Source organism: Alkalimonas amylolytica, assembly GCF_900107845.1.
In the GTDB taxonomy this organism is placed as follows: Bacteria; Pseudomonadota; Gammaproteobacteria; order Enterobacterales; family Alteromonadaceae; genus Alkalimonas; species Alkalimonas amylolytica.
On record NZ_FNRM01000002.1, the window covers coordinates 590513 to 614334 of the forward strand.

At 52.0% G+C, this 23822-nt stretch carries 19 protein-coding genes and 2 rRNA genes; 9 read left to right on the forward strand and 12 right to left on the reverse strand.

Translation table 11 applies throughout. The features are described 5' to 3' along the window. Positions 1-954, reverse strand: coding sequence for a 23S rRNA pseudouridine(955/2504/2580) synthase RluC (gene rluC / locus BLW37_RS06150; RefSeq protein ID WP_091340999.1), 954 nt, complete (start codon positions 952-954; stop codon positions 1-3). 495 nt (positions 955-1449) lie between these two features. Here rluC and rne point away from each other — a divergent pair, with 495 nt between their 5' ends. Continuing rightward, positions 1450-4746, forward strand: coding sequence for a ribonuclease E (rne, locus tag BLW37_RS06155; protein ID WP_091341002.1), 3297 nt, complete (start codon positions 1450-1452; stop codon positions 4744-4746). Positions 4747-4851: 105 nt separating this feature from the next. Here the strand turns inward: rne and BLW37_RS06160 are convergent, their stop codons facing one another. Together BLW37_RS06160 and BLW37_RS06165 are read right to left on the reverse strand one after the other, a co-directional pair. Continuing rightward, positions 4852-6474 (reverse strand): methyl-accepting chemotaxis protein, encoded by a 1623-nt coding sequence (locus BLW37_RS06160; protein WP_091341004.1) that lies wholly within the window; start codon positions 6472-6474, stop codon positions 4852-4854. Between the two features lie 266 nt (positions 6475-6740). Beyond that, positions 6741-8150 (reverse strand): sodium-dependent transporter, encoded by a 1410-nt coding sequence (locus BLW37_RS06165; protein WP_091341006.1) that lies wholly within the window; start codon positions 8148-8150, stop codon positions 6741-6743. Positions 8151-8306: 156 nt separating this feature from the next. Here BLW37_RS06165 and BLW37_RS06170 point away from each other — a divergent pair, with 156 nt between their 5' ends. Together BLW37_RS06170 and galE are read left to right on the forward strand one after the other, a co-directional pair. Next, positions 8307-8606: a YciI family protein gene (locus tag BLW37_RS06170; protein ID WP_091341008.1), complete on the forward strand. Its 300-nt coding sequence runs from the start codon at positions 8307-8309 to the stop codon at positions 8604-8606. Between the two features lie 9 nt (positions 8607-8615). Next, positions 8616-9632, forward strand: coding sequence for a UDP-glucose 4-epimerase GalE (gene galE / locus BLW37_RS06175; RefSeq protein ID WP_091341010.1), 1017 nt, complete (start codon positions 8616-8618; stop codon positions 9630-9632). Between the two features lie 54 nt (positions 9633-9686). Here galE and rluB read toward each other — a convergent pair whose 3' ends face one another. The 6 genes from rluB to BLW37_RS06205 all read right to left on the reverse strand — a co-directional run bounded on the left by rluB (position 9687) and on the right by BLW37_RS06205 (position 14319). Continuing rightward, positions 9687-10646 (reverse strand): 23S rRNA pseudouridine(2605) synthase RluB, encoded by a 960-nt coding sequence (gene rluB / locus BLW37_RS06180; protein WP_091341011.1) that lies wholly within the window; start codon positions 10644-10646, stop codon positions 9687-9689. Further along, the gene (scpB, locus tag BLW37_RS06185; protein WP_091341013.1) at positions 10643-11260 is read right to left on the reverse strand and encodes an SMC-Scp complex subunit ScpB; all 618 of its coding nucleotides are present in this window, start codon (positions 11258-11260) and stop codon (positions 10643-10645) included. The genes rluB and scpB overlap by 4 nt, the downstream gene beginning before the upstream one ends. Continuing rightward, the gene (locus BLW37_RS06190) at positions 11257-12084 is read right to left on the reverse strand and encodes a segregation and condensation protein A (protein ID WP_091341015.1); all 828 of its coding nucleotides are present in this window, start codon (positions 12082-12084) and stop codon (positions 11257-11259) included. The genes scpB and BLW37_RS06190 overlap by 4 nt, the downstream gene beginning before the upstream one ends. A gap of 8 nt (positions 12085-12092) precedes the next feature. Further along, the gene (locus BLW37_RS06195; RefSeq protein ID WP_091341017.1) at positions 12093-12713 is read right to left on the reverse strand and encodes an L-threonylcarbamoyladenylate synthase; all 621 of its coding nucleotides are present in this window, start codon (positions 12711-12713) and stop codon (positions 12093-12095) included. 70 nt (positions 12714-12783) lie between these two features. Further along, positions 12784-13644 (reverse strand): RNase RNM, encoded by an 861-nt coding sequence (gene rnm / locus BLW37_RS06200; RefSeq protein WP_091341019.1) that lies wholly within the window; start codon positions 13642-13644, stop codon positions 12784-12786. 51 nt (positions 13645-13695) lie between these two features. Beyond that, positions 13696-14319, reverse strand: coding sequence for a hypothetical protein (locus BLW37_RS06205; RefSeq protein ID WP_139243671.1), 624 nt, complete (start codon positions 14317-14319; stop codon positions 13696-13698). Between the two features lie 406 nt (positions 14320-14725). Between BLW37_RS06205 and BLW37_RS06210 the strand changes: the two genes are divergently transcribed. The 6 genes from BLW37_RS06210 to trpA are packed head-to-tail and all read left to right on the forward strand — an operon-like array spanning position 14726 to position 21282. Then, positions 14726-16312 carry an anthranilate synthase component 1 gene (locus BLW37_RS06210; RefSeq protein WP_091341023.1) on the forward strand — a complete coding sequence of 529 codons (1587 nt, stop codon included), beginning with the start codon at positions 14726-14728 and terminating at the stop codon, positions 16310-16312. Further along, entirely contained in the window at positions 16309-16902 is a 594-nt protein-coding gene (locus BLW37_RS06215) for an aminodeoxychorismate/anthranilate synthase component II (RefSeq protein WP_091341025.1), read from the forward strand. Before BLW37_RS06210 ends, BLW37_RS06215 begins: the two co-directional genes overlap by 4 nt. Continuing rightward, positions 16899-17909: an anthranilate phosphoribosyltransferase gene (gene trpD / locus BLW37_RS06220; protein WP_091341027.1), complete on the forward strand. Its 1011-nt coding sequence runs from the start codon at positions 16899-16901 to the stop codon at positions 17907-17909. Before BLW37_RS06215 ends, trpD begins: the two co-directional genes overlap by 4 nt. After that, positions 17902-19287: a bifunctional indole-3-glycerol-phosphate synthase TrpC/phosphoribosylanthranilate isomerase TrpF gene (gene trpCF, locus BLW37_RS06225; protein ID WP_091341028.1), complete on the forward strand. Its 1386-nt coding sequence runs from the start codon at positions 17902-17904 to the stop codon at positions 19285-19287. Before trpD ends, trpCF begins: the two co-directional genes overlap by 8 nt. Then, entirely contained in the window at positions 19274-20479 is a 1206-nt protein-coding gene (trpB, locus tag BLW37_RS06230; protein ID WP_091341030.1) for a tryptophan synthase subunit beta, read from the forward strand. Before trpCF ends, trpB begins: the two co-directional genes overlap by 14 nt. Further along, positions 20476-21282, forward strand: coding sequence for a tryptophan synthase subunit alpha (gene trpA / locus BLW37_RS06235; protein WP_091341031.1), 807 nt, complete (start codon positions 20476-20478; stop codon positions 21280-21282). The genes trpB and trpA overlap by 4 nt, the downstream gene beginning before the upstream one ends. A 6-nt stretch (positions 21283-21288) precedes the next feature. On the opposite strand, the gene BLW37_RS06240 is transcribed toward trpA, so the two are convergent. The 3 genes from BLW37_RS06240 to BLW37_RS06255 all read right to left on the reverse strand — a co-directional run. Continuing rightward, complete coding sequence (locus tag BLW37_RS06240; RefSeq protein ID WP_091341033.1) at positions 21289-22896, reverse strand: serine hydrolase; 1608 nt, start codon at positions 22894-22896, stop codon at positions 21289-21291. A gap of 590 nt (positions 22897-23486) precedes the next feature. Continuing rightward, positions 23487-23601, reverse strand: a 5S ribosomal RNA gene (gene rrf / locus BLW37_RS06250). Between the two features lie 74 nt (positions 23602-23675). Next, a 23S ribosomal RNA gene (locus BLW37_RS06255) occupies positions 23676-23822 on the reverse strand; the annotation flags it as partial.

Below are 23822 nucleotides of genomic sequence, written 5' to 3' on the forward strand. Positions count from 1 at the left end.
CTAAACCCTCTGCAACTGCTCAAGCAGCATGGCCAAATCATCATCCAGTGGTGCTTCAATGCTTAAGGTCGTTTCGGTGATCGGATGCATCACTCGTAAACTAAAGGCATGCAAAAACAAACGCGACAGCCCCAACGCCTTCATCTGCTGAGTAAAGTCACTATCGCCGTATTTGTCATCACAGGCAATAGGATGGCCTTTGCAGGCTGTGTGCACCCGAATTTGGTGAGTACGACCGGTCACCGGGAAGGCTTCGATTAAAGTCCCCTGCTGGTAACGCTGCAAAATCCGAAAGCGGGTTTCAGACTCTTTGCCTTCCAGTGGATCGACCCGCACCACCCGCTCACCGGATTGCAGGGTATTTTTACGCAGCGGCTCTGTAACTTTACGCAGCTTAGCTGGCCAGTCGCCTGCAACCAGTGCCTGGTACTTCTTTTCTACGGTTTTATCACGCAGTTGCTGATGCAAATGACGCAGTACCGAGCGTTTTTTGGCAATCATCAGACAGCCCGACGTATCCCGGTCCAATCGGTGTACCAACTCCAGATGGCGGGCATCGGGGCGCAGTGCACGAAGCGCTTCAATCACACCAAAAGTAAGACCACTGCCACCATGTACTGCCATACCAGACGGTTTATTGATGATCAGCAGATGCTCATCTTCAAACAGAATCTTGTGCTCCAGCTGCTTCACTACTGCCAGCTGGGTAGACACGGCATCAGGCTCTTTACGTACCGAGATCGGTGGGATTCGCAACAGATCACCGGCTTGTAATTTGTATTCAGGTTTCACCCGTTTTTTGTTAATTCGGACCTCACCTTTGCGCAATACCCGATAAACCACACTTTTAGGGACACCTTTCAGCCGGGCAATCAGGAAGTTATCTACCCGCTGGCCAGAAAATTCCAATTCGATTTCAACAATTTGCACACCTAATTTAATGTCTTCTGTCATGAAGGCTTTGAACTCTGCTAAAATTACAATTTAGTTGCTATTGCCGGTTGATTAGTGGGATAATGCCCGGGCTAATTCAGCCAGAATGATGGCAATTAGGGCGCTCTGAGCGACATAAGAGATGCTGTGCGGCACCGCTACCTGGGCGGATCATACCGAAATCGTGGTGAAAACCAACGTTTTTCCACCCCCAGCGCAAATTAATCGCCACTTTGTCTGAGGTAATGTTGAGTAATTTATTGCCAACACCGACAAAACACAGGATCCGGTCAGCAGAGCAAAAATTGAATAAATAATGCTATAACGCAGCGCAGCGAAATGCGGTGTGTTTCAGATTTGATGAATTACAGCGATAACTGTCAATTTTTACAATAGGTTTCCTCAAGCATTCCAGTCGTGAGACTGCACCATTCGATGTTTGAAAGCGTCTGAGCACCCGTTTATCGGAGTCCTTGCGTTGTGGCTTGAATGCAGAGTCACTACACAATGAAAAGAATGCTAATTAATGCAACGCAGGAAGAAGAAATCCGCGTTGCGCTGGTCGATGGCCAGCGTTTGTTTGATCTGGATATTGAAAGCCCAGGTCATGAACAAAAGAAAGCCAACATCTACAAAGGCAAAATCACCCGGGTTGAGCCCAGCCTGGAAGCCGCTTTTGTTGATTACGGTGCCGACCGTCATGGTTTCCTGCCTCTGAAAGAAATTTCCCGTGAATACTTCCCCAATGGCTACAAATTCGATGGCCGCCCAAATATCAAAGAAGTGGTCAAAGAAGGCCAGGAAGTCATTATTCAGATCGACAAAGAAGAGCGCGGCCAAAAAGGCGCCGCTTTAACTACTTTTGTCAGCCTGGCCGGTTCTTATCTGGTACTGATGCCAAACAACCCCCGTGCCGGTGGTATTTCCCGTCGCATTGAAGGCGACGAGCGGCAGGATTTAAAAGATGCATTAAGCCAGCTGAGCATGCCAGATGGCATGGGCCTGATTGTACGTACCGCTGGTGTCGGTAAATCTTTTGAGGAATTGGATTACGATTTAAAGTCCCTGCTGAAACATTGGGCTGCTATCAGCGATGCAGCCGCCAACCGCCCGGCACCGTTTTTAATTCATCAGGAAAGCAATGTGGTGTTTCGCGCCATCCGCGATTACCTACGTCGTGACATTGGCGAGATCCTGATCGACAGCCAGAAAATTTTCGACGAAGCACGCCTCTATATCCAGCAGTTCCGACCGGACTTTGCCCACAGAGTCAAACTGTACACCGGTGACGTGCCACTCTTTATGCACTTCCAGATTGAAAACCAGATTGAGTCTGCCTTCCACCGTGAAGTACGTCTGCCATCCGGCGGCTCCATTGTTATCGACAGCACCGAAGCCCTGACGGCCATTGATATCAACTCGGCCAAAGCCACTAAGGGTGGTGATATCGAAGAAACCGCCTTTAATACCAATTTAGAAGCAGCCGATGAAATTGCCCGTCAACTGCGCTTGCGTGATTTGGGCGGTTTGATTGTTATCGACTTCATCGACATGACGCCAGTACGACACCAGCGTGAAGTGGAGAATCGTTTAAAAGACGCCGTGAAACAGGATCGGGCCCGGGTTCAGATCGGCCGGATTTCGCGTTTTGGTTTGCTGGAAATGTCCCGTCAGCGCCTGCGTCCATCGCTGGGCGAGTCTGCCGGCCATCTGTGTCCACGTTGTCACGGCCGCGGTACCATTCGCAGCACCGAATCATCCGCCTTGTCCATTCTGCGTTTGATTGAAGAAGAGTCGATCAAAGACAACACCAGCCAGATTCAGGCTCAGGTGCCTATTTCGGTGGCAACCTACCTGATGAATGAAAAGCGTGATGCCGTGCGCCGTATTGAAAAGCGCCATGGCATCGATGTGTTCATTATTCCAAATGAGCACATGGAAACCCCCCACTTTGAAGTGATCCGGGTTCGGATTGATGAAGAGCTGGATGAAAGCAGTTATCAGATGGTGAAAACACCGGATCTGAGTAAAGATCTGTATCAGCCACTGACTCAGGAAAGCATCACCCGAGAAAAGCCTGCCCTGGCGGCCATCAGTATTTTAGACTCTGCCGCGCCAGCACCTGCTCCAGCAGCAGCTCCTGTTGCTCAGCCTACAGCCGTCAACGCAGAAGCAACACCGAGTTTGCTGGAACGCCTGTCAAGCTGGTTTAGCCAACTGTTTGGCAGCAGCGACAGCAAGGAAACCAAACCAGCTGAAAAACCAGCAGCCGAGCAGCGCAGCGAACAAAATCGCCGCCCGAACCAAAACAGCAACCGCCGTCGCAACAACAACCGTCGCCGTGGTGGTCAGGATGGTCGTGCTCGTTCTGGTGAGCAAGAGCAAGCTCAGCAAGCAGCGCCGCAGCAAAAGCAAGCTACCAAACCAAGCAAAGCTGCAGAGCAACCGAGAAAACAAGAGCCAAAAGCTGAAGCTAAGCAAGACGCCAAGCCGGATACCAAAGTCGCTACCGAGCGCACCGAGGATAAGCCAGCCCAACCACGTAAAGCCGCCGAGCGTCGCCAGCGGCGTCAAATGCAAAAGTCTGTCCGCATGGAAAAAGCAGCCGCTGATCCCCAGGCCAGCACGGCAACGAGCCAGGAGACGGCTAAAGCTGCTGTGCCTGCAAAATCCGAAGCTCCGACAGAGCCAACAGCCAAGCAAGCTTCAGCCAACAGCGTAGTCACGGATGCAGCACAAGCACCGCAAAACGCGGCAGCTGAAGCGATACCGCATCAGCCAGTAGCAAGCAAAGAGCCACAGCAAGCTGCTGAGCAAGGCGGCGAAGTACAGGCTGCGACAGAAACCGATGCCAAAGCGACCGCGAAAGCGCAACCGGTTAGCGAGACAGTTGATGCTGAACAGGCAAAAAGCAGCGACACGGTCGACAGTGATTTGGAAGACAAAGAGCAAAGCGATCAGCGCAAACGCGCCCGCCGCTCGCCACGCCACTTGCGTGCAGCCGGGCAAAAGCGCAAGAAAGAGCAAAACGGTGATGCAGAAGAAGTTACCGCAGAGCCAGCCACCGAGCAGCTCGACTTACTGGCCAGCTCACAAACGGATGCAGCGGATACCAAAGTGTCAGCAGAGCCGGCTGAAACGGTTCAAAGCACTGAAACGGCAGTAAGCAATGAAGCAAGCGCTGAGCAGCCTGCCAAACCAGCGGTCTCGAAAGAAGAACCAACTGCCACCACTGCAGACGCTGAAGCTGCAGCAGCAGTGAATAAGCCGCAAGACGATGCGCAGGTAAAAAAACCACGCAAACGTGCCCCTGCTCGTAAAGCCAAAGCAAAACCAGCAGAAACGGCCGAAGCAACTGAGTCAACAGCGGACAAAGCTGCAACTAAACAAGCTGAGGCTGCACCAGTGAAAGCCACAGAAACTGAGGTGAAAGCTGAGAAAACTGAGGTGAAAGCTGAGCAGGCTGAACAAGCTGAAGCGACCAAGCCTGTCGCCACTAAAGCAGTGCCAGAAAACAAAGCAGCCACTGCTTTGACCGAAGCCGCTGTAGCCGCTGTTGCAACGCCAGAAGCAGAGCAAGCCGCTCCTGCTGCCAGCCCCCCGGCAGCTTCGGCCCGTGCTAATCGCTATCAGCAAATGGTGGTATCGCAGATGGCCAAGCCAGTCAAGGTGTCTGACGAGCCAGCTACCGAGCTGCCAACAGCCATGCCAGCGGAAGCACGACCGGCAGTACAAAGCTCAGAGCGCAAAGCAGGCACCGGCTCTGCCCGGCAGGCAGCATCAGCCCCTATGAGCAAAACTGACTCAGAATAACCTGAGGTTAGTGGCGTTCAGCCTTTAAAATAAAAATGCCAGTCGATTATGACTGGCATTTTTATACCCTAACAAGTAGCTCCCTCTAGATTTTGTACTGCGCAACTAAATTTGGTACTGCGCAACAAGGGTATTCAACTCTTCGGCCAAACGAGCAAGCTCCTGGCTGGATGAACTTGTTTGAACAGCACCAGTACTGTTTTGAACAGCCAGATCTCTAATTTTTACCAAGCTTCGGTCAACCTCCCTTGCAACATGCGCTTGTTGTTCAGCTGCACTTGCAGAAGCAGAGTTTCGATCATTAATAAGGCTAATCAGCTCCGCGATGATGGTAAGTGCTTCACCAGCCTCTTGACCAACCGTAAGCGTCCTTGTCGCGCTATCATTGCTCTCTCGCATAGCTGCGACGGCTTCTGCTGTTCCGGCCTGAACTGCAGCAATGATTTCTTCTATCTCTTTGGTAGAAGTCTGGGTCCGACTGGCCAGAGCCCTAACTTCATCTGCCACCACAGCAAATCCTCGACCCGCTTCACCAGCCCGAGCGGCTTCAATAGCAGCATTTAGCGCAAGCAAATTCGTTTGTTCAGCAATGGTACGAATAACATCCAGCACTGAAGCAACATCTGTGACACGCTGCGACAGTGACTCCATATTAGAGGCAGTACGATTAATAATAGATGCCAGGCTCTTAATCGCATTGACCGTTCGCTCAACTTTCTCAGAGCCTGCTTCAGTTTGGCTCTGTGCTTTCTCTGACTCTTCTGCCGTTTTTACCGCATTCCTTGCTACCTCTTCAATCGCAACGGTCAGCTCATTGACAGCAGTAGCAGATTGCTCCAGCTCATCATTTTGGCTTCTTAAGTTTTCGTTGGTTTCATGGGTAACCACACTTAACTCTTCTGAGGATGCAGCTAACTGATCCGACGATGAAGAAATTCTGGTTAAGTTATCACGTAAAGAGATCTGCATTCGATCCAGAGCCTCTATCAACTCCGTCACTTCATCATTCCCTTCTGGATGAATATTCTGAGTTAAATCATTCGCAGCAATTGTTGTTGCAACATCGACTGCAAACCTAAGTGGTTTATTGATACTTTTAGTAATAATTAATGCCACCAATGAAGCTAAGGCAACAGCAAAAATAATGAACATCACTAAGATGAAGACAGAGGCCTGGTACAGCTCATTCGCTTCAGTGGCAGTTTCAGAAATAAGCTGAGCTTGATATCTTCGTAAAGCTTCGATGGCATCACTCAATGAAACAGCTAGTGGATCGAGACTTTGTTGGCGAAAGTTGAGTGCAACCTGCATCTCATTATTCCTGGCTAGTTCCCTTAACTCTTCATTGACAATCCAATATCGCTCCTCAAGCGAGATCACATTATCGAGTAAACGCCGGCCCTCATCACTTCTAACCAGTTGACTAAACCGGTTTCTGGCTGCACTAAAAAGATCTCTACTAGCGTTAATTCTAGCTTCATAACGAGCCCTATCATCGTTGTTAAGCGCACCAATATAATTACCTGTGTACAACCGCGTAATTAAAAATTCATGATCCATATCCCCTACAACATCTAGCGCTGGGATCCTTTGCTCATCGATTAATGTGATTTCTTCAGCCAGTTGATTCAATTGTGACATTGAAAAAATACCTAATGCCACTATGAGTACAACAATGACACCAAAGGATATCGCTAAGCGAAAGCCAATTTTTATGGTTCGTATCATTATAGTTCCTTAAATTTACTATCATGGTGCTTCATTAAGTGACTGAAACTTAGAAGTAGTATGGACCTAAAAGCAAGAGTTGATGAAGTGCTTTCAACTTAAAAAAATGGTTTTCTACGAAAATTAATCGGTATGCCAGATACCACCAAGTAGGTATTTCTAAAAATGATGAGGATAATACAAAATTTAAGAATACTTAAAATTACGAACGACAAAAACAAGGGCCTGCAACATTGCTGCAGGCCTAAGTAATACGTGTATGCTATTTAAAACACCTGCACCCCAAAAAAGCGGCCCAGCACGTTTAGTACGAAGATCACCGCCAGGATGGCAGGAATAAAGGTACCCAGCGAGACATCAATGTATTTCTGCATCAGGCTACCCTCAAAGCCAGGGTTGCCTTCTCGCATCTCTGCGTGCAGACTCACTTTCTTCCAGCGATAAATCACAAATAAACACAACAATAAGCCATTGAGTGGCAGGATGCTGTAGTAAAACACATCCATAATCACATCAAAGAACGACTTATCTGCCCCGCCGTAACTCAGGAAGCTGGTCAGCCACTCGACCCGGCCAAAAGACAAAGCCGACAGCACTGAGAGCGCAATCATCACCACGCCTAGAGTAATCAGGGAGCGACGACGAGAAATGCCTTTGGTGTCCATCAGGCTTGCCACCGGTACTTCAATGATGGAAATCAGCGAGGTCATGGCAGCGAAGAACACCAGCAAAAAGAAGAATGAAGCAACAAAAGAGGCGCCGAAAAAGCCGATATCCTGCTGCAGTGCCAAGAAGATTTTTGGCAACACCATGAAAATCATACCAATGCTGGAGTCCGTCAGCTGGGATGGATCAATGGATGGATCCGACCAAAATACCGCTGGCAAAATCAACAAACCAGCACAACAGGCCACCAGCAAGGATAAACCCGCCACCATCTTACCGGCCCCGACAATGTCATTGTTTTTCTGAATGTAGGAACCATACGTAATTAAAATACCCATGGCCAGGGATAAGGAAAAAAAGGCCTGCGCCAAGGAGTCGGTTAATACCTGCACATTGATCTTGCTAAAGTCAGGGATCAAAAAGAACTGTACCCCGAGCATGGCGTTGTCTAACGTCAGCACATAGCCCACCAACAGCAGTAGCATCACGAAGAGCGCAGGCATTAAGTAAGTGGCCGCACGCTCGATCCCCTGCTTCACACCACTTTGTAAAATTAAGAACGTAAGGCCAATCACCACTGCCATATAGACATAAAGCTCATTGCTATTGATAAACACACCGAAAGCACCATCCTGCGCCAGGGTATCGAGCTGCCCCATCACGGCTTTGGCTAAATAACCAAAAATCCAGACCGTAATCACCAGATAAAACACCCCTATCATAAAGGGCGTAATCACTGCCAGCCAGCCCACGCCATTCCAAAGCGGGCTCTGGCCTATTTTACTGTAGGCACCATGCGGGTTTTGCCGGGTGTGTCGGCCCAGGCTCATTTCTGCCAACATCACCGGCAAGCAGATAAAAAACACAAAAAAAGCGTACATGATTAAAAAAGCGGCACCCCCATTCTGGCTGGCCATCACCGGAAAGGCGACCAGATTACCGATACCGACAGCTGAACCTGCTGCCGCAAGAATAAAGCCGATCTTAGAACTAAACAGCTCGCGTTTCATTTTGGTTGGGACTCCCTGACATTTATTGTTAGAATTGTTTTTCGTTTTTTCAGCATGCTAACAGGGCCCGTACTGAAATCCTAGCTTTTCGGTCGCTGCATGAAGGCAGCCATCGTTTTTTCAAACGCAAACCGACTTATTACCCAAGGAAAGACCATGTTCTATATGATTTACTCGGAAGACGTTCAGGCTAGCCTGAGCAAGCGGCTGGCGAGCCGCCCTGCCCACCTGGCACGGTTGGAAGCACTTAAGGCAGAAGGCAGACTTTTGCTGGCCGGCCCACTGCCCGCCATCGACAGCCTGGAACCAGGTGAAGCTGGTTTTACCGGCTCTTTGGTAGTGGCTGAATTTGAATCTTTAGCAGACGCCCAAGCCTGGGCTGATGCTGATCCTTATTTGGCAGCTGGCGTATACGCACGCTCGACGGTAAAGCCATTTAAAAAAGTGTTGCCCTAAGGAGCCAGCATGAGTGCAATTTTATTGACCGGTGGCGCAGGCTACATCGGCAGCCATACCGCGCTGGCCCTGCTACGGGCAGGCTTTGATGTGATCAGCATTGATAATTACAGCAACAGCAATGATGAGTCACTACAGCGGGTGCAGCAGCTGGCCGGGCGCAGCTTGCAAAGCTTGCAAATGGATATCCGTGATGAGCAGGCTTTAACCGCATTGTTCCAGCAACACCGCATTTCCGCTGTGGTGCATTTTGCCGGCTTGAAAGCGGTTGGTGAATCCACCGCGCAGCCATTGGCTTACTACGACAATAACGTTGCTGGCACCATTACCCTATGCCGGGTAATGCAGCGAGCCGGTGTCAAACGCCTGGTATTTAGCTCTTCTGCCACCGTGTACGGTGATGCCAAAACCATGCCCATTGCTGAAAGCGCTCCCCGCTCAGCGACCAACCCCTATGGCCAGAGCAAGCTGATGATAGAGCTGATACTGGAGGATTTAGCCGCCTCCGATCCAGACTGGTCGATCGCTTTGCTGCGCTATTTTAATCCGGTCGGCGCCGATAAGAGCGGCAAAATCGGTGAAGATCCCAACGGCATCCCCAACAACCTGATGCCATTTATCAGCCAGGTGGCGGTGGGTAAACGCACCGAGCTCAGTGTCTTTGGTAATGATTACCCCACCAAAGATGGCACTGGCGTACGGGATTATATCCATGTGGTCGATTTAGCCGATGGGCATTTAAAAGCGTTGCAATACGTGCAGCAGCACGCAGGCATTGATGCCTTTAACCTGGGCACCGGTGTTGGTTACAGCGTACTGGATATGGTGCAGGCCTTTGCCGATAAAAATAAAGTGCCAGTACCCTACCGCATCGTAGCACGCCGTCCTGGCGATATTGCCAGCTGCTACGCTGACCCAACTAAAGCCAGGCAACTGCTGGGCTGGCAAGCGCAATTGACCCTGGATGATATGGTGCAGGACAGTTGGCGCTGGCAGCAGCAAAACCCTCACGGCTACCAAGAGTAGCCTGGCAATGCACCAAAATACCGATCACGTTTTTGGTGCAAAGCGCTGTAAGAGTTAACCCCGACCAGCACGACTGGGCTTTTTATTCACCGGCTTTGCAGCAGGACGCTTAGCTGGTTTCTCTTCCTTTACCTTCGGCTTTGGCTTGGCTTTTGTTTCAGTGGTACGCCCCGGTGTTTTTTCAGCAATCTGGTGTTTGCGCACCGCACGGCGCATGCCGGCAATACGGCGGCGACGCTCACTGCGATCTTCGGCTTTAATTAAACTCTGGGTTTCAGCCGGTAATTTCACCAACTCCCGCAGATAGTTGACTTCATCCAGGCTGCACTCGGCGTAACCACCGGCAGGTATGTGCTTGGGCAAATGCAAATCACCGTAGCGCACCCGTATTAAACGATTGACCACAGTGCCCTGCGATTCCCACATCCGCCGTACTTCTCGGTTGCGTCCTTCAGTCAGCATCACATGAAACCAACGGTTTAAACCTTCACCGGGCAGTACTTTAATTTTCTTGAAGTTGGCCTGGCCATCCTCCAGCATCACGCCAGTACGCAGCTTCTGAATAATGGCATCGGTCACTTCGCCAAACACCCGTACCGCGTACTCACGCTCTACTTCAAACTTGGGATGCATCAACCGGTTGGCCAGCTCACCATCGGTAGTAAAGAGCAACAAGCCCGAGGTATTGATATCCAGCCGGCCAATGGCAATCCAGCGCGAGCCCTGCAACTTAGGTAAGCGATCAAACACCGTTGGCCGCCCTTCCGGATCGTGGCGCGAACAAATTTCGCCTTCCGGCTTGTGATACGCCAGTACGCGGCAGATTTGCGCATCTTCACTGATGGTTTTCACCACATGGCCATCGACTCTAATCACCTGCTGCGGCTCGACCCGATCGCCTAAGTAAGCCACCTTACCATCGACCGAAACCCGGCCGGCACTGATCATGGTTTCCATTTCCCGACGAGAGCCTACGCCGGCCCGGGCCAATACTTTCTGTAACTTTTCACTCATTCGATGCTCTCCTGTCGTCCCGACGGTGGTGTGCTGCCAGTGCCGTGTTCGGCAGCTGACTCATTTTCTGCTATGGATAGTTGCCGAAAAGCGGTTAGCTCTGGCAACTGGCTTAAACTTTGTAAACCAAAGTAGTCTAAAAACTGTGCTGTGGTGGCATAAAGCCCCGGGCGGCCTGGCACTTCTTTGTGCCCAACCACTTTAACCCAGCCCCGGTCCAGTAAGGTACGCATGATCTGTGAGCTGACACTGACACCCCGGATATCTTCAATCTCACCACGGGTGATGGGCTGACGATAGGCGATCAATGCCAGCGTCTCCAGCACTGCCCGTGAGTAACGGGGCGAGCGCTCAGGCCATAACTTCGCCAGATACTCGCTAAGCTCTGGCCGACTTTGAAAGTGATAACCTGAAGCAGTTTCCAGTAATTGTACACCACGGCCGGCATAATCCTGAGTAATTTGCGCCAGAATCGCCTGCAATTTCTTCTTGCTGGGGGCAAAGTCTTCCAGTACCGTGCGTTGCAAATCTTCCAGCGACAAGGGTTGCTCGGCCGTGAAAATAGCCGCCTCTACCAATTGCAGCAATTGACTGTCGGAAATGGCCCGCTTCATGCTTCGGCTCCGGTGGCAACTTTCAGGTGGATCGGGCCAAACAGTGCCACCTGAGTAAGCGTAATCAGTTTTTCTTTACTTAACTCCAGGATTGCCAGAAAACTCACCACCACGCCTTCACGACCTTCTTCGAGCTCAAAACACGCTTCAAAGGGCACATAGTCTTTTTGCTGCAACAGCGCCAGGATCCGGCTCATCCGCTCGCGGGTAGACATCTGCTCGCGTTGGATATGATGATGCTGAAAATCCTTGGCCCGCTTCATAATATCTTTTAGTGCCAACACCAGATCTTCCACCGCCACCTCCGGCAGGATCACCAGCGGCTGAAAGTTATCGGCCAGCTTGGCCTGACCGCTGAAATAATCCCGCTCCTGGCGGGGTAATGCATCCAGATCGCTGGCCGCTTGCTTGAAGACTTCGTATTCTTGCAGCCGGCGGATCAGCTCAGCTCTGGGATCCGCCTCATCATCATCAGATTCCTGGTGCCTTGGTAACAACAAGCGGGACTTGATCTCGGCCAGCATAGCTGCCATCACCAGGTACTCAGCTGCCAGTTCAAAGTTCATTTCCTGCATCAGCTCGATGTATTCCATGTACTGCTGGGTAATTTCCAGCACCGGCAACTGCACAATGTCGAACTTGTGTTTGCGGATCAGGTAAAGCAGAAAGTCGAGCGGTCCTTCGAAAGCATCCAACAGCACCTCGAGCGCATCGGGTGGGATGTATAAATCTTCTGGTCGCTCCAGCACCGCCTCGCCACGAACAAAAGCCAGTGGCAAAGGGTGCTGCATGGTTAACGGCTCTGGCAGTGTCTGCTCATCCATTGCAGTACTTAACGAAAGGGGCTGGGATCACCCATGCCTTCACGCACTATCACAGGATCGCCATCCGACAAATCCACCACTGTGGTTGGAGCTTCTGCAATCACACCACCGTGCATAATCAAATCGACCTGCTTTTCCAGCTGCGGTCGCATTTCATCTGGGTCGGCTTCAGCAAACTGCTGGCCCGGCAGTAATAATGAGGTGGACATCAAAGGCTCGCCCAGCTCTTCCAGCAGCGCCAGCGCAATGCGGTTTTCCGGGATCCGTAAACCAATGGTTTTCTTTTTTTCGTTTAAAAAGCGCCGCGGCACTTCCTTGGTCCCTTTCAGAATAAAAGTATAAGCGCCCGGGGTATTGTTTTTAATCAGTCGAAACGCAGTGTTGTCCACTTTGGCGAAAATGGATAACTCCGACAGATCACGGCACATCAGGGTGAAATGGTGGTCGCCACTGATTTGCCGGATGCGCAAAATGCGATCATGCGCAGTTTTATCGCCCAGATGGCAGGCCAGTGCATAACCACTGTCGGTTGGATACACCACCACACCACCACGCTGAATAATCTGCACCGCTTGTTTGATCAGGCGCTGTTGGGGTGTATCGGGATGAATATGAAAAAACTGACTCATGCTGGTTCTTCTTATTGTTGGTAAAACGGCACAATTTATTGGTAATAAGGCACAATCGCGACCATGCTGATTACAGCGGAAGTGCCTGCTGCCCTGCCAATGGCCAGTTGGCCCAGACTGGGGTCATCTCTTCGGTTAAATATAGATTTTTTCCAAGCTCATTCCAAGGCGTTGGTTGATGAAAATCCGAGCCAACCGATGCCAACAAACCATACTGTTGGCACAAAGCCCATAATTCAGCGCGTTGCTGCGGTGTTTGCTGGGGGGAAACTACTTCCATCGCATCACCGCCAGCAGCCGCAAAATCGACTATCAGGCGACGCAACCATTTGCCGGATAACTTGTATTTCAGCGGATGCGCCAGCACGGCCTGCCCACCGGCCTGCTGGATCCAGCCGATGGCTTCGGCCAGCTCAACCCAGCTTGGCGGCATATAACCAGGCTTGCCCCGTCCCAGGTACTTATCGAAGGCTTTACCCATATGCTCCACCATGCCTTGTTGCACCAGATAGCGCGCCACATGGGCCCGGGTTATGGCGGCGCCATTGGCCATGGCTTCAACTCCGGCATAAATATCAGGGAGCTTACAACGGCGGCTTAGCCGCTCAGCAATGGCAGCGACCCGCTCGGTGCGTTTTTGCAATTGCTGTTGCAAGCGACCTTGCAGCACAGCGCAATCCGGATCGATATTCAGACCGACCACATGAATTTCAAAGCTTTGCCAGTTGGTAGACAGCTCCACCCCGGCAATCAGTTGCAAACCAGTTCCGTGCTCTGCCAGATACTGGCGTGCTTCAGGGATGGCAGCAACGGTGTCATGGTCGGTTATGGCCAGCACATCCACACCACGCAGCTCAGCTCTTTGCAGCAGCTCCTGTGGCGTGAGCAGGCCATCAGAATGGCGGGTGTGGCTATGCAAATCGATTTTCATACAAACTCCTGTCGAGCTTGCATTATCGCACACTTTGGGGTTAATAACGATTCAAAACATAAGGCTGAACCGAAGCCCTGCACCCCATTGAGTGCTGCGCACAAAGTCACCTTTTCGGTCCCGATCAAACCTGGATTCCGTTGGGTCATAAGGCCGGCGGCTTTCAAAAGAGTACATGGCACCATAAGCATCAAGGCGCAATAAGGAACCGGAACTCTGCCAGCTCAGGCCTGCCTGGGCATGCAAATCAAGACGCATGTCCTCTTCACTATCCAACCACTGCAACCATTGCAAAGGATTAAAGCCAATCATACCGTAAGGGCCAATGGGCTGATTCATGCTCAAACGCACCGTCATAAAGTACCGGGTTTTATCCGGCTGCTCGGTGCCTGAGCGCGGTAGCCGCTGCCCCAGCACGCCAATTTCAGTAAAGAAGTCATCTGAGCGGCCTTGTACCGCCAGATAGCCACCCGGATGCAAAGTATCATCCAACACATCAGCGCTTACGCCCACAACTCCATGAAAGCGTCGCTTCTTTTGGATAGGGCTGGCCCGATAACGTACATAGGGAGTAATAGCGTCCCGGGCGTGAAAACCATGTGCATCTTGAATCCGTGATGACACGGATGAATGAGAGTCGGTAGGGCCAGCAACAAGCGTCAGCGGCAGGGACAAGCAGCTACTCCAAACAAGTAATCGAAACAACACAAGAATAACAACAGTTTCCATACAATTGTAAAAAAATGCACATTAATTGCTGTTTACTGAATGGAATCTGAACATGCTTTAAAACATATTAGCCATCCAGACATTTATAGGTTTATAATGCTGGACATACAATAAACCGTTTTTTTTCTGCAGAGCTCTTGACCTGAGTTGAAAATCGCGGTTTGATAGCACAAACGATAATCAAGAACGTGATTAAAGCTAATGCAACTTCTCAATGCTTGTTCATTCACTGCAATCAACTGGTGGTGGCACACTCCCAACGGGCGTGTGTTGTAGGCGTTGTTTTAGCTTTAATAACCTGAGCCCGTTTCGATGAAACGGGCTTTTTTTTGCTTCAAATTCAGAGAATACTATGATTTTCAGTCACATAACAGAACAAGCCGGAGAAGTCGCCAGCATCGCTATGGCCATCGACTACCAACAGGATCCGTTGGCCTGTTACCAGCAGCTGGCGGCCATCAATCCATGCTCTTTGCTGCTCGAGTCGGCTGAAATCGACAGCAAAGACAATCTGAAGAGCTTGCTGCTGATTGATGCTGCTCTGCGGATTGAGTGCAATGCCGATACCGTGCTGATCGAAGCACTCAGTGCCAATGGCATCACCTTACTGCCCTTTTTGGCCGACAAGCTGCAAGCCCAAGCCGAGGTGATGCAGCAGCCAGAGCAATTAACCGTGCGCTACGCCAAAGCCGATCCCTTGCTGGATGAAGTCAGCCGCTTGCAGGTTGCCAACCCCTTCAGTGTGCTGCGATGCATTCAATCGCAGTTGAACAATCAGAGCGATGAACAATTCGCTATTTTCTTAGGTGGCGCTATTGGCTACGACATGATTGCCAATGTCGAACAATTGCCAGAGGTGGCCGCCGGGGATAACCAATGCCCGGACTATCTGTTTTATCTGGCCGAAACCCTGCTGATAACTGATCATCAAAGCCGCAGCAGCAAACTGATAGGTAACGTGTTCTGTGGTGAGCAAGCCGCTGCCAACTGCTTTGCCATTGGCAAACGCCTGGAACAGCTCAAGCAACTGACCCAACAACAGCAGCCCTTTCAACGGATAGCTGCAGAAGCTAGCACCGACGAAGTACAGGTCGATGTGACCGATGAGGACTTCAAGGCCGAGGTCACACGGTTAAAGCAACACATCGTCTGTGGCGATATTTTCCAGGTAGTGCCATCGCGCTGTTTCCAGCTGCCCTGCCCTGAGCCCCTGGCTGCTTATGCACGGCTGAAACAGCTGAACCCCAGCCCGTACATGTTTTACATGCAGGATCGTACCTTCACCCTGTTTGGTGCCTCGCCCGAGTCGGCGCTTAAATTCGATGCCAGCAATCGTCAGGTCGAAATTTACCCCATCGCCGGCACTCGCCGCCGTGGTTTTCATGCCGATGGCAGCATTGATGCCGATCTGGATAGCCGCATCGAGCTTGAGCTGCGCCAGGATGAAAAGGAAAAAGCCGAACACCTGATGCTGGTAGACTTAGCACGCAACGACGTGGCGCGGATTTCTGTGCCAGGCACCCGCTATGTCAAAGAGCTGCTGAAAGTGGATCGGTACTCCTACGTCATGCACCTGGTTTCCCGGGCCATCGGCACGCTGAAACCGGAGCTGGATGCATTGCATGCCTACCAAGCGTGCATGAATATGGGCACCCTGGTGGGTGCACCGAAAGTCAAAGCTGCTGAGCTAATCCGGCTGGTAGAACAAAAACGCCGTGGCAGTTATGGTGGCGCTGTTGGCTATCTGAGCGGTGATGGTAGCTTTGATAGCTGCATCGTGATCCGCTCCGCCTATGTGCAGGACGGGATGGCCTCTATCCAGGCCGGCGCCGGAGTCGTGTTTGACTCCGATCCCCAGGCTGAAGCCGATGAAACCCGCAATAAAGCTCAGGCCGTAATCCGCGCCATTCAGACAGCCGCTCAGCAGGAGGCGCTATGACCACTTTGTATATGCTCGATAATGTCGACTCCTTTACCTACAACCTGGTGGATGAGTTTGAGCAACTGGGCTATCACCTAAAACTATACCGTAATACCGTGCCGGCTGATTTTATTATGCAACAAATTAACGGCGAGACAGGCCCCACCGCCCTGGTACTCTCCCCTGGTCCAGGTGCTCCTGAGCATGCCGGCTGCATGCCAGAACTGATTCGCCTGGCTGCAGGCAAAGTGCCTCTGCTTGGCATCTGCCTTGGCCACCAAGCACTGGTGGAACATTTTGGCGGCGTGGTGGGTCAGGCCGGTGAAACCGTCCATGGTAAAACCTCGGCGATTGCATTGAGCGACCATCCGGTCTTTGCCGGCCTGCCTCAGCCCTTCCCGGTAGCGCGCTATCATTCGCTGATTGCCACCACGGTGCCGGACTCTTTGCAGGTAATTGCCCGCTTTCACACCATACCGATGGCCATCGCGCACCGCAGTTTACCGATCCTCGGTTTTCAGTTTCATCCCGAATCCATCCTGACGACGCTTGGCAAACCCTTGCTAAAGCAGAGTCTGGACTATCTGATGTCAAGGAGCCCTGTATGATTGCAGAACTGGTGCAAAAGCGCCTGAACGGCGGCCATTTCACGCAGCAAGAAGCCCAGCAATTCTTTGCGGCTGTGGTCGCCGGAGACGTCGATCCCATTGATCTGACCGCAGTACTGGTTGCCGGCAAGCTGCAAGGCATTCAGCCTGACGAAGTGGCTGGAGCGGCTCAAGCCCTGCGCGCTGCTGCCACGCCTTTTCCAATAGCAGCAAGCAACAGCATCGATTGTTGTGGCACCGGTGGAGATGGCAGCAATACCATCAATATTTCCACCACTGCCGCAATCGTTGCCGCCGCAGCCGGGCTTTCGGTGGCCAAGCACGGCAATCGCAGTGTTTCCAGCAAGTCCGGCTCGGCCGATTTGCTGGAAAGCCTGGGGGTGAATATTCAACTATCGCCCGAACAGGCCGCGCAGAGCTTGCAGCAGGCTGGTTGTGCCTTTTTATTCGCGCCTCTGTACCATGCCGGTATCCGTTTTGCGATGCCAGTGCGCCAACAACTGAAAACCCGCACCCTGTTTAATGTGCTTGGCCCGTTACTAAACCCAGCCGCTCCTGGTTTTCAACTGCTCGGTGTCTATGATCCGGCGTTAGGGCCTGTAATGGCAAAGGCTTTGACACAGCTGGATGTGAACACAGCCTGGGTGGTGCATGGCAGCGGCTGCGATGAAATTGCATTACATGGCCCGACACAAGTGACTGAACTACGAGATGGTGCTATCCGCCAGTTCACACTAACACCCGCCGATTTTGGCCTGCCTGAACGCGCCCTTGCAGAACTGGCTGGGGGTAACCCAACTGAAAATGCCGCCGCCAGCCTGGCTATCTTGCAAGGCAAAGGCAAGGAGGCGCACCAGGATGCCATTGCCGCCAACGTAGCTGCCATGATGGCCATTACTGGGGTAAATGCTGATCTTAAAGACAATGTGGTGCATATAAAACAACTGCTTAGCAGCGACAAGGGGTATCGCACCCTGCAATTGATGAAGGAGGCGTCCCATGGCTGATATTTTAAACAAGATCATTGATTACAAGCGTCAGGAAGTGGCCCGGTTTAAAGCCGAGCGCCCACTGGAAAGCTTTTTATCCCAGGTGAAACCCACCACACGCCACTTTTTGGCAGCACTGCAACAAGCTGGGCCTCGTTTTATTTTAGAGTGCAAAAAAGCCTCTCCATCCAAAGGGCTTATCCGGCCAAACTTTGATCTGGATGAGCTGGCTGAAGTGTATGGCCAGTACGCCGATTGCATCTCGGTACTGACCGATGCCGAGTTTTTTCAAGGCAGTTACGATAACCTGAGTCAGATCCGCGCTCAGGTCGAGCAGCCTTTGCTGCATAAAGACTTTATTATCGATAGTTATCAGATTTACCTCGGCCGCCTCAGTGGTGCTGATGCCGTTTTGCTGATGCTGTCAGTGCTGACCGATAACGAATACCAACAGCTGCATCAGGTGGCCGATGCGCTCGCCATGACGGTATTAACCGAAGTCAGTAATGAAGAGGAAGCCAAACGGGCTGTCAGCCTTGGTGCCAAGCTGATTGGCATCAACAACCGCAATTTGCGTGATTTATCCACCGATCTTAACACCAGCTTTCGCCTGAGCAAGCTGTTGCCGGCCGATGTGACGGTGGTGTCGGAGTCTGGCATTTACACCAATCAGCAGGTACGTCAGCTTAGCCAGGTGGCCGATGCCTTTTTGGTCGGTAGCTCTTTAATGGCAGAAAGCGATTTAGCGCTGGCCTGCACACGCCTGACCCGCGGTGAGCACAAGGTCTGCGGCCTGACCCGCCCCGAAGATGTGCAGGCCGTGCAGCAAGCAGGCGCCTGTTATGCCGGCTTGATTTTCTACAGCAAGTCACCACGGGCGGTCAGCCTTGATCAGGCCAAAACCCTGGTACAGCAAGCGGCTCTGCAATTTGTCGGTGTCTTTGTCAATGAAAGCGAACAGCAAGTGGCTGCCATCGCCACCGAGCTGTCCCTGGCAGCAGTCCAGCTGCATGGTGACGAAGACGATGCTTACATTGAGCGCCTGCGGCCCTTGCTGCCAGCCGGAACCGAAATCTGGCGGGCTTACCGCATAGCCGACAAGCTGCCAGCTTTTACCAGCAAAGCCGACCGCTTGCTGCTTGATACCTATCAGCCAGGCGTTGCTGGCGGTACCGGCGAGCGCTTTAACTGGCAACTGCTGAGCAACCTGCAAAGTAAGATCCCAGTAATGCTGGCGGGTGGTTTAAACCCGAACAATATTACCGATGCACTGGCCTTGCCGGTAGCCGGGCTCGATATCAACTCCGGCATTGAACAGGCACCTGGCATCAAAGATCACGACCAATTATTTACTGCTTTTAACCGGATCAGAGAGTTTTCTTATGACAAAGCGTAGTTTACCTGCCTACTTTGGCAATTATGGCGGCATGTTTGTCCCAGAATTACTGGTACCAGCCTTAAAGCAACTGGAGCAGGCCTTTATGGACGCTCAGGAGGATCCTGATTTTCAGGCCGAGTTCCAGCGGCTGTTATCCACTTATGCTGGCCGGCCAACACCATTAACCTTATGTCGCAATATTTCACCCAACCCTAAGGTCAAGATTTACCTGAAACGTGAAGACTTGCTGCATGGCGGTGCGCATAAAACCAATCAGGTACTGGGCCAGGCTTTGCTTGCCAAGCGCATGGGCAAACATGACATCATTGCCGAAACCGGAGCTGGTCAGCATGGTGTAGCTACGGCTCTGGCCTGTGCTTTACTGGGCTTAAAGTGTCGCATTTACATGGGTGCGAAAGACATTGAGCGACAACAACCCAACGTGTTTCGCATGAAGTTAATGGGTGCTACCGTGATCCCGGTCACCTCGGGCTCAGGTACCTTAAAAGATGCGGTCAATGAAGCCATGCGCGACTGGTCCGCTACCTACGAAAAAAGCCATTACCTGCTGGGCACCGCTGCTGGCCCACACCCTTTCCCAACCATCGTACGTGAATTCCAGCGCATGATTGGGGAAGAAGCCAAACAACAAATTCTGGCTGAAGAAGGCCGGCTGCCGGACGCGGTGATCGCTTGTGTCGGTGGTGGCTCCAATGCCATTGGCATGTTTGCTGATTTTATTGATGAGCCATCGGTGCAACTGATTGGCGTTGAACCCGGCGGGATGGGCATCGATACACATCAGCACGGTGCAGCGCTTAGCACCGGCAGCTATGGTATCCTGCATGGTGCCTATACCGCTATTATGCAAACGGCTGATGGCCAGATTGAAGAGTCTTACTCAGTTTCCGCTGGCCTCGATTACCCGGCTGTAGGGCCACAGCATACCCATTTGCAACAATCCGGCCGGGCCAGTTACGTCGCCATCAACGATGACGAAGCACTGGCCGCCTTTCAATCACTGGCCAGACACGAAGGCATTATCCCAGCTCTGGAAAGCTCGCATGCACTGGCCTATGCCCTGAAGCTGGCTCAGCAAGCGGATAAGGAGCAAATTCTGCTGGTCAATTTATCCGGTCGGGGCGATAAGGACTTAACCCATGTGCATAGCATTTTAACTGCGCAAAGCGCACAGGAGGAGCAGGCATGAGCCGTTATCAGCAGATGTTTAATCGCCTGGAGCAGCAAAAACAAGGCGCTTTTGTCCCTTTCGTCACCATCGGGGATCCAAACCTTGAGCTGTCGTATCAAATCATTGAAGCACTGATCGCAGGGGGCGCTGATGCACTGGAGCTGGGTATTCCATTTTCCGATCCGGTAGCCGATGGCCCCACTATTCAAGGTGCTAATATCCGTGCATTGGCCGCAGGGGTAACCCCAGGCAGCGCTCTGGGATTGATCAGCCAGCTGCGCGCCAAATACCCGGACTTACCCATTGGCCTGTTACTGTACAGCAATCTGGTAATGGCCAAAGGCATTGATGCATTTTACCAGCAAGCAGCCGCTGCCGGCGTCGATTCTGTGCTGATTGCCGATGTGCCGTTGCATGAAAGCAAACGCTTTCGCCAGGCCGCCATGCAGCATGGTGTAGCCCCTATTTTTATCGTGCCACCCAACTGCGATGATGAGAGTTTGCGTCAGGTTGCCTCTTATGGCCGTGGTTATACCTATCTGTTAAGCCGGGCAGGTGTCACAGGTACTGAAACTAAAGCAGCGGCTCCGGCTCATCATTTGATTGAGAAACTGGCCGAGTACCATGCAGCACCAACCTTACTCGGCTTTGGCATCTCAGCACCAGAGCATGTCAAAGATGCATTGGACAGTGGGGCTGCAGGCGCTATTTCAGGCTCAGCCATTGTGCAACGGATTGAAAAGCTGCAACAGCAGCCAGCAGCGCTGTTGCAAGAGCTCACCGCTTTCGTCCGGCAAATGAAAGCGGCAACTCAGCGTTAACTTAGCTTAGTCATCCCCGGTAGCCTCGGCAGCTGCCGGGGCTGAATCCGCTACCTTGCTAAAGGCCATATCACGGTAGGCATGGCGACTGCCAACCTGCACCCGATGCGGCATCAATTCAAAGCCAATAACCTGACGCTTTGCATCCAGTTCAAACTGGATCAATGTATCCGCTGCTACATTGGGATCCTGCCAGCGAATGACAAAACTATGATCAGCAAAGGGCTCCATGCTGCCTACTTTATTCACCATCCGCTCAGAGCGAAAGCTCAGGCCTTCAGGACTATGCAGGATCTCAATACCACCAAACCAGCGATCTTTGAAATAACCGGCATAAGCACTCAATGGCAACAATACCTCGCCTGTCCCAACCGGCAAATCCGGCGCTCGGCGGGCAGCTCTTTGCTCGCGCTCTTCGCGTTCTTGTTGTAAAAAAGCAATCCAGTTTTGCGGCTCAGCCACTGCCAGATAGCTATCCAGAATTGATTGCATCACAGCCGTCCTGGCGCCACTGTCCGAGCCATTATTCAGCACCACCACACCCAGCTCCAGCTCTGGTACCAGGGCCACATAGGCCTGATAGCCGGATAAGGTGCCGGTATGATGCACCACCTTGTGGCCATGCATATCCTGCATCCGCCAACCCAGACCGTACGCACTGAAGTTGGTTTGATGCAACGCTTGTGTCCGATTGGTCACCGTCATTACCGTCATGGGTGACCACATCTGCAGCTGTTGCTGCCGACTAAACACCGTAGCTGGCATCTCAGCCTGCTGGTACTGACCGAGCAGATACTGCAGCCACTTGGTCATCTCCGCGGCGCTACACACCAAACCACCCGCTGCGGCCGACATCAGGCCTTTGCCATCAATGCCATTGCGCGGAATACTAAAAAAATCACCATTGCGCATGCCATAGCCAAAGGCACTGTTGGCCACCACCTCTGCCGGCATATCACCGGCATAACAGTCCATGCCAAGCGGGGCAAAAATACGCTGGGCAACAAAGTCTTCCCAGGGCTGATCCGCTAAGCGCGCAACCAGCTCAGCGGCGGTAATATAGAATACATTGCTGTAGCCATAGTTGCTGCGAAAGCTAAACTCGGGGGTCAGGTAGCGCAGGTTATGGATCACTTCCTGGCGGCTAAAGCCGGATGGCTCAGGCCAAATCATGCTATCGCCAGCCCCACCAACCAGGCCGCTGCGATGTGAAAGCAAGTCGCGAATGGTAAACTCGGCGGTCACCCAAGGATCCTGCAAGCGAAACTCCGGCAAGTGATCAACCACCTTGTCATCCCAGCTCAGCTTGCCCTCATCCACCAGGATGGCCACACTGGCAGCAGTAAAGGCTTTACTGGCAGAAGCCAGCCGGAAGTAAGTTTCAGCAGTAGCCGGTAACTCCGCTTCCAACACCCGGTAGCCATAGCCAGCCAGGTGCACCACCTCGCCCCGATGCACCACAGCAACCGACATACCAGGTGTATCAAACGCCTGCATAGATTGTGTCACTAAGTCAGAGATCGACAGTTCCACAGCAGGCTCTGCCTGGGCAAAACTGGCCGACAACCAGACAGCTGCAGTTACCAGCTTTAAAGTAGGAATTAAATATTTCATGATAAGAATAAATTATTACGAATAATTCCAGCTTATCACAGCAGGATGAATGCAATCCAGTGCATCCTGGTGATCATCTGACGGCTTCTGGCTGAGGCACTCCTTCAGGCTCGCCACAACAACTACTCCGGGCATCCTGCCCTGCGCCCTTCGTGCCAGCTAAAGCTGTTCAAATGTGCTCCCGGCACATTTGTCGCTAGCGCTCAAACATGTTGATGTCGATCTGAACGAGGCCTCAGCCTTCGCGGATAGATGGGAGTCAGGCGGTTCAACGCAAAAAGCCCACTCGAATGAGTGGGCTCTTGGCTTTATAAGGTGCCTTCATGCCCCTCGCAGAGCTCGGGGCGTTCTGCCGGCGCCAAGCCAAATTGTTGGCTTGTCGAAATCCCGGCCTCACTGTACTACTCTCGCATGGCGACAAATTCGTCAGGAACGAATTTGGACGTTGCGAAGCGACGGCCCGAAGGGCGAAACACAGGGAAGTGTTTCGCAATGCCACCGCTGTGGCCGGCGTGGGAGTGCTGTGCGCCGTAAGGCGCTTCAACGCAAAAGGCCTACCCGTGAGGGTAGGCCTTTTGCTTGAATAAGGTGCCTGGCGGTGTACTACTCTCGCATGGCGAATGCCACACTACCATCGTCGCAGCTGCGTTTCACTTCTGAGTTCGGAATGGAGTCAGGTGGTTCCACAGCGCTATTGCCACCAGGCGTAAACTGGTTTTGTCTGTCTTTAACTAGCAAGCTGATTTCGATAGCGTGCATACAAGCCACTTGGGCGTTGTATGGTTAAGCCTCTCGGGCAATTAGTACAGGTTAGCTTAACGTGTCGCCACGCTTCCACACCCTGCCTATCAACGTTGTGGTCTCCAACGACCCTTTAGCAGACTTAAAGTCTGAGGGATAACTCATCTTGTGGCCGGCTTCCCGCT

Coding starts and splice junctions, on each gene's coding strand:
- BLW37_RS06240 (WP_091341033.1), bottom strand. CDS start 22,896: ATGAAATATTTAATTCCTACTTTAAAGCTGGTAACTGCAGCTGTCTGG.
- BLW37_RS06210 (WP_091341023.1), top strand. CDS start 14,726: ATGATTTTCAGTCACATAACAGAACAAGCCGGAGAAGTCGCCAGCATC.
- rluB (WP_091341011.1), bottom strand. CDS start 10,646: ATGAGTGAAAAGTTACAGAAAGTATTGGCCCGGGCCGGCGTAGGCTCT.
- trpD (WP_091341027.1), top strand. CDS start 16,899: ATGATTGCAGAACTGGTGCAAAAGCGCCTGAACGGCGGCCATTTCACG.
- BLW37_RS06215 (WP_091341025.1), top strand. CDS start 16,309: ATGACCACTTTGTATATGCTCGATAATGTCGACTCCTTTACCTACAAC.
- BLW37_RS06160 (WP_091341004.1), bottom strand. CDS start 6,474: ATGATACGAACCATAAAAATTGGCTTTCGCTTAGCGATATCCTTTGGT.
- rluC (WP_091340999.1), bottom strand. CDS start 954: ATGACAGAAGACATTAAATTAGGTGTGCAAATTGTTGAAATCGAATTG.
- trpB (WP_091341030.1), top strand. CDS start 19,274: ATGACAAAGCGTAGTTTACCTGCCTACTTTGGCAATTATGGCGGCATG.
- rne (WP_091341002.1), top strand. CDS start 1,450: ATGCTAATTAATGCAACGCAGGAAGAAGAAATCCGCGTTGCGCTGGTC.
- BLW37_RS06165 (WP_091341006.1), bottom strand. CDS start 8,150: ATGAAACGCGAGCTGTTTAGTTCTAAGATCGGCTTTATTCTTGCGGCA.
- scpB (WP_091341013.1), bottom strand. CDS start 11,260: ATGAAGCGGGCCATTTCCGACAGTCAATTGCTGCAATTGGTAGAGGCG.
- trpA (WP_091341031.1), top strand. CDS start 20,476: ATGAGCCGTTATCAGCAGATGTTTAATCGCCTGGAGCAGCAAAAACAA.
- rnm (WP_091341019.1), bottom strand. CDS start 13,644: ATGAAAATCGATTTGCATAGCCACACCCGCCATTCTGATGGCCTGCTC.
- BLW37_RS06190 (WP_091341015.1), bottom strand. CDS start 12,084: ATGGATGAGCAGACACTGCCAGAGCCGTTAACCATGCAGCACCCTTTG.
- galE (WP_091341010.1), top strand. CDS start 8,616: ATGAGTGCAATTTTATTGACCGGTGGCGCAGGCTACATCGGCAGCCAT.
- BLW37_RS06170 (WP_091341008.1), top strand. CDS start 8,307: ATGTTCTATATGATTTACTCGGAAGACGTTCAGGCTAGCCTGAGCAAG.
- trpCF (WP_091341028.1), top strand. CDS start 17,902: ATGGCTGATATTTTAAACAAGATCATTGATTACAAGCGTCAGGAAGTG.
- BLW37_RS06195 (WP_091341017.1), bottom strand. CDS start 12,713: ATGAGTCAGTTTTTTCATATTCATCCCGATACACCCCAACAGCGCCTG.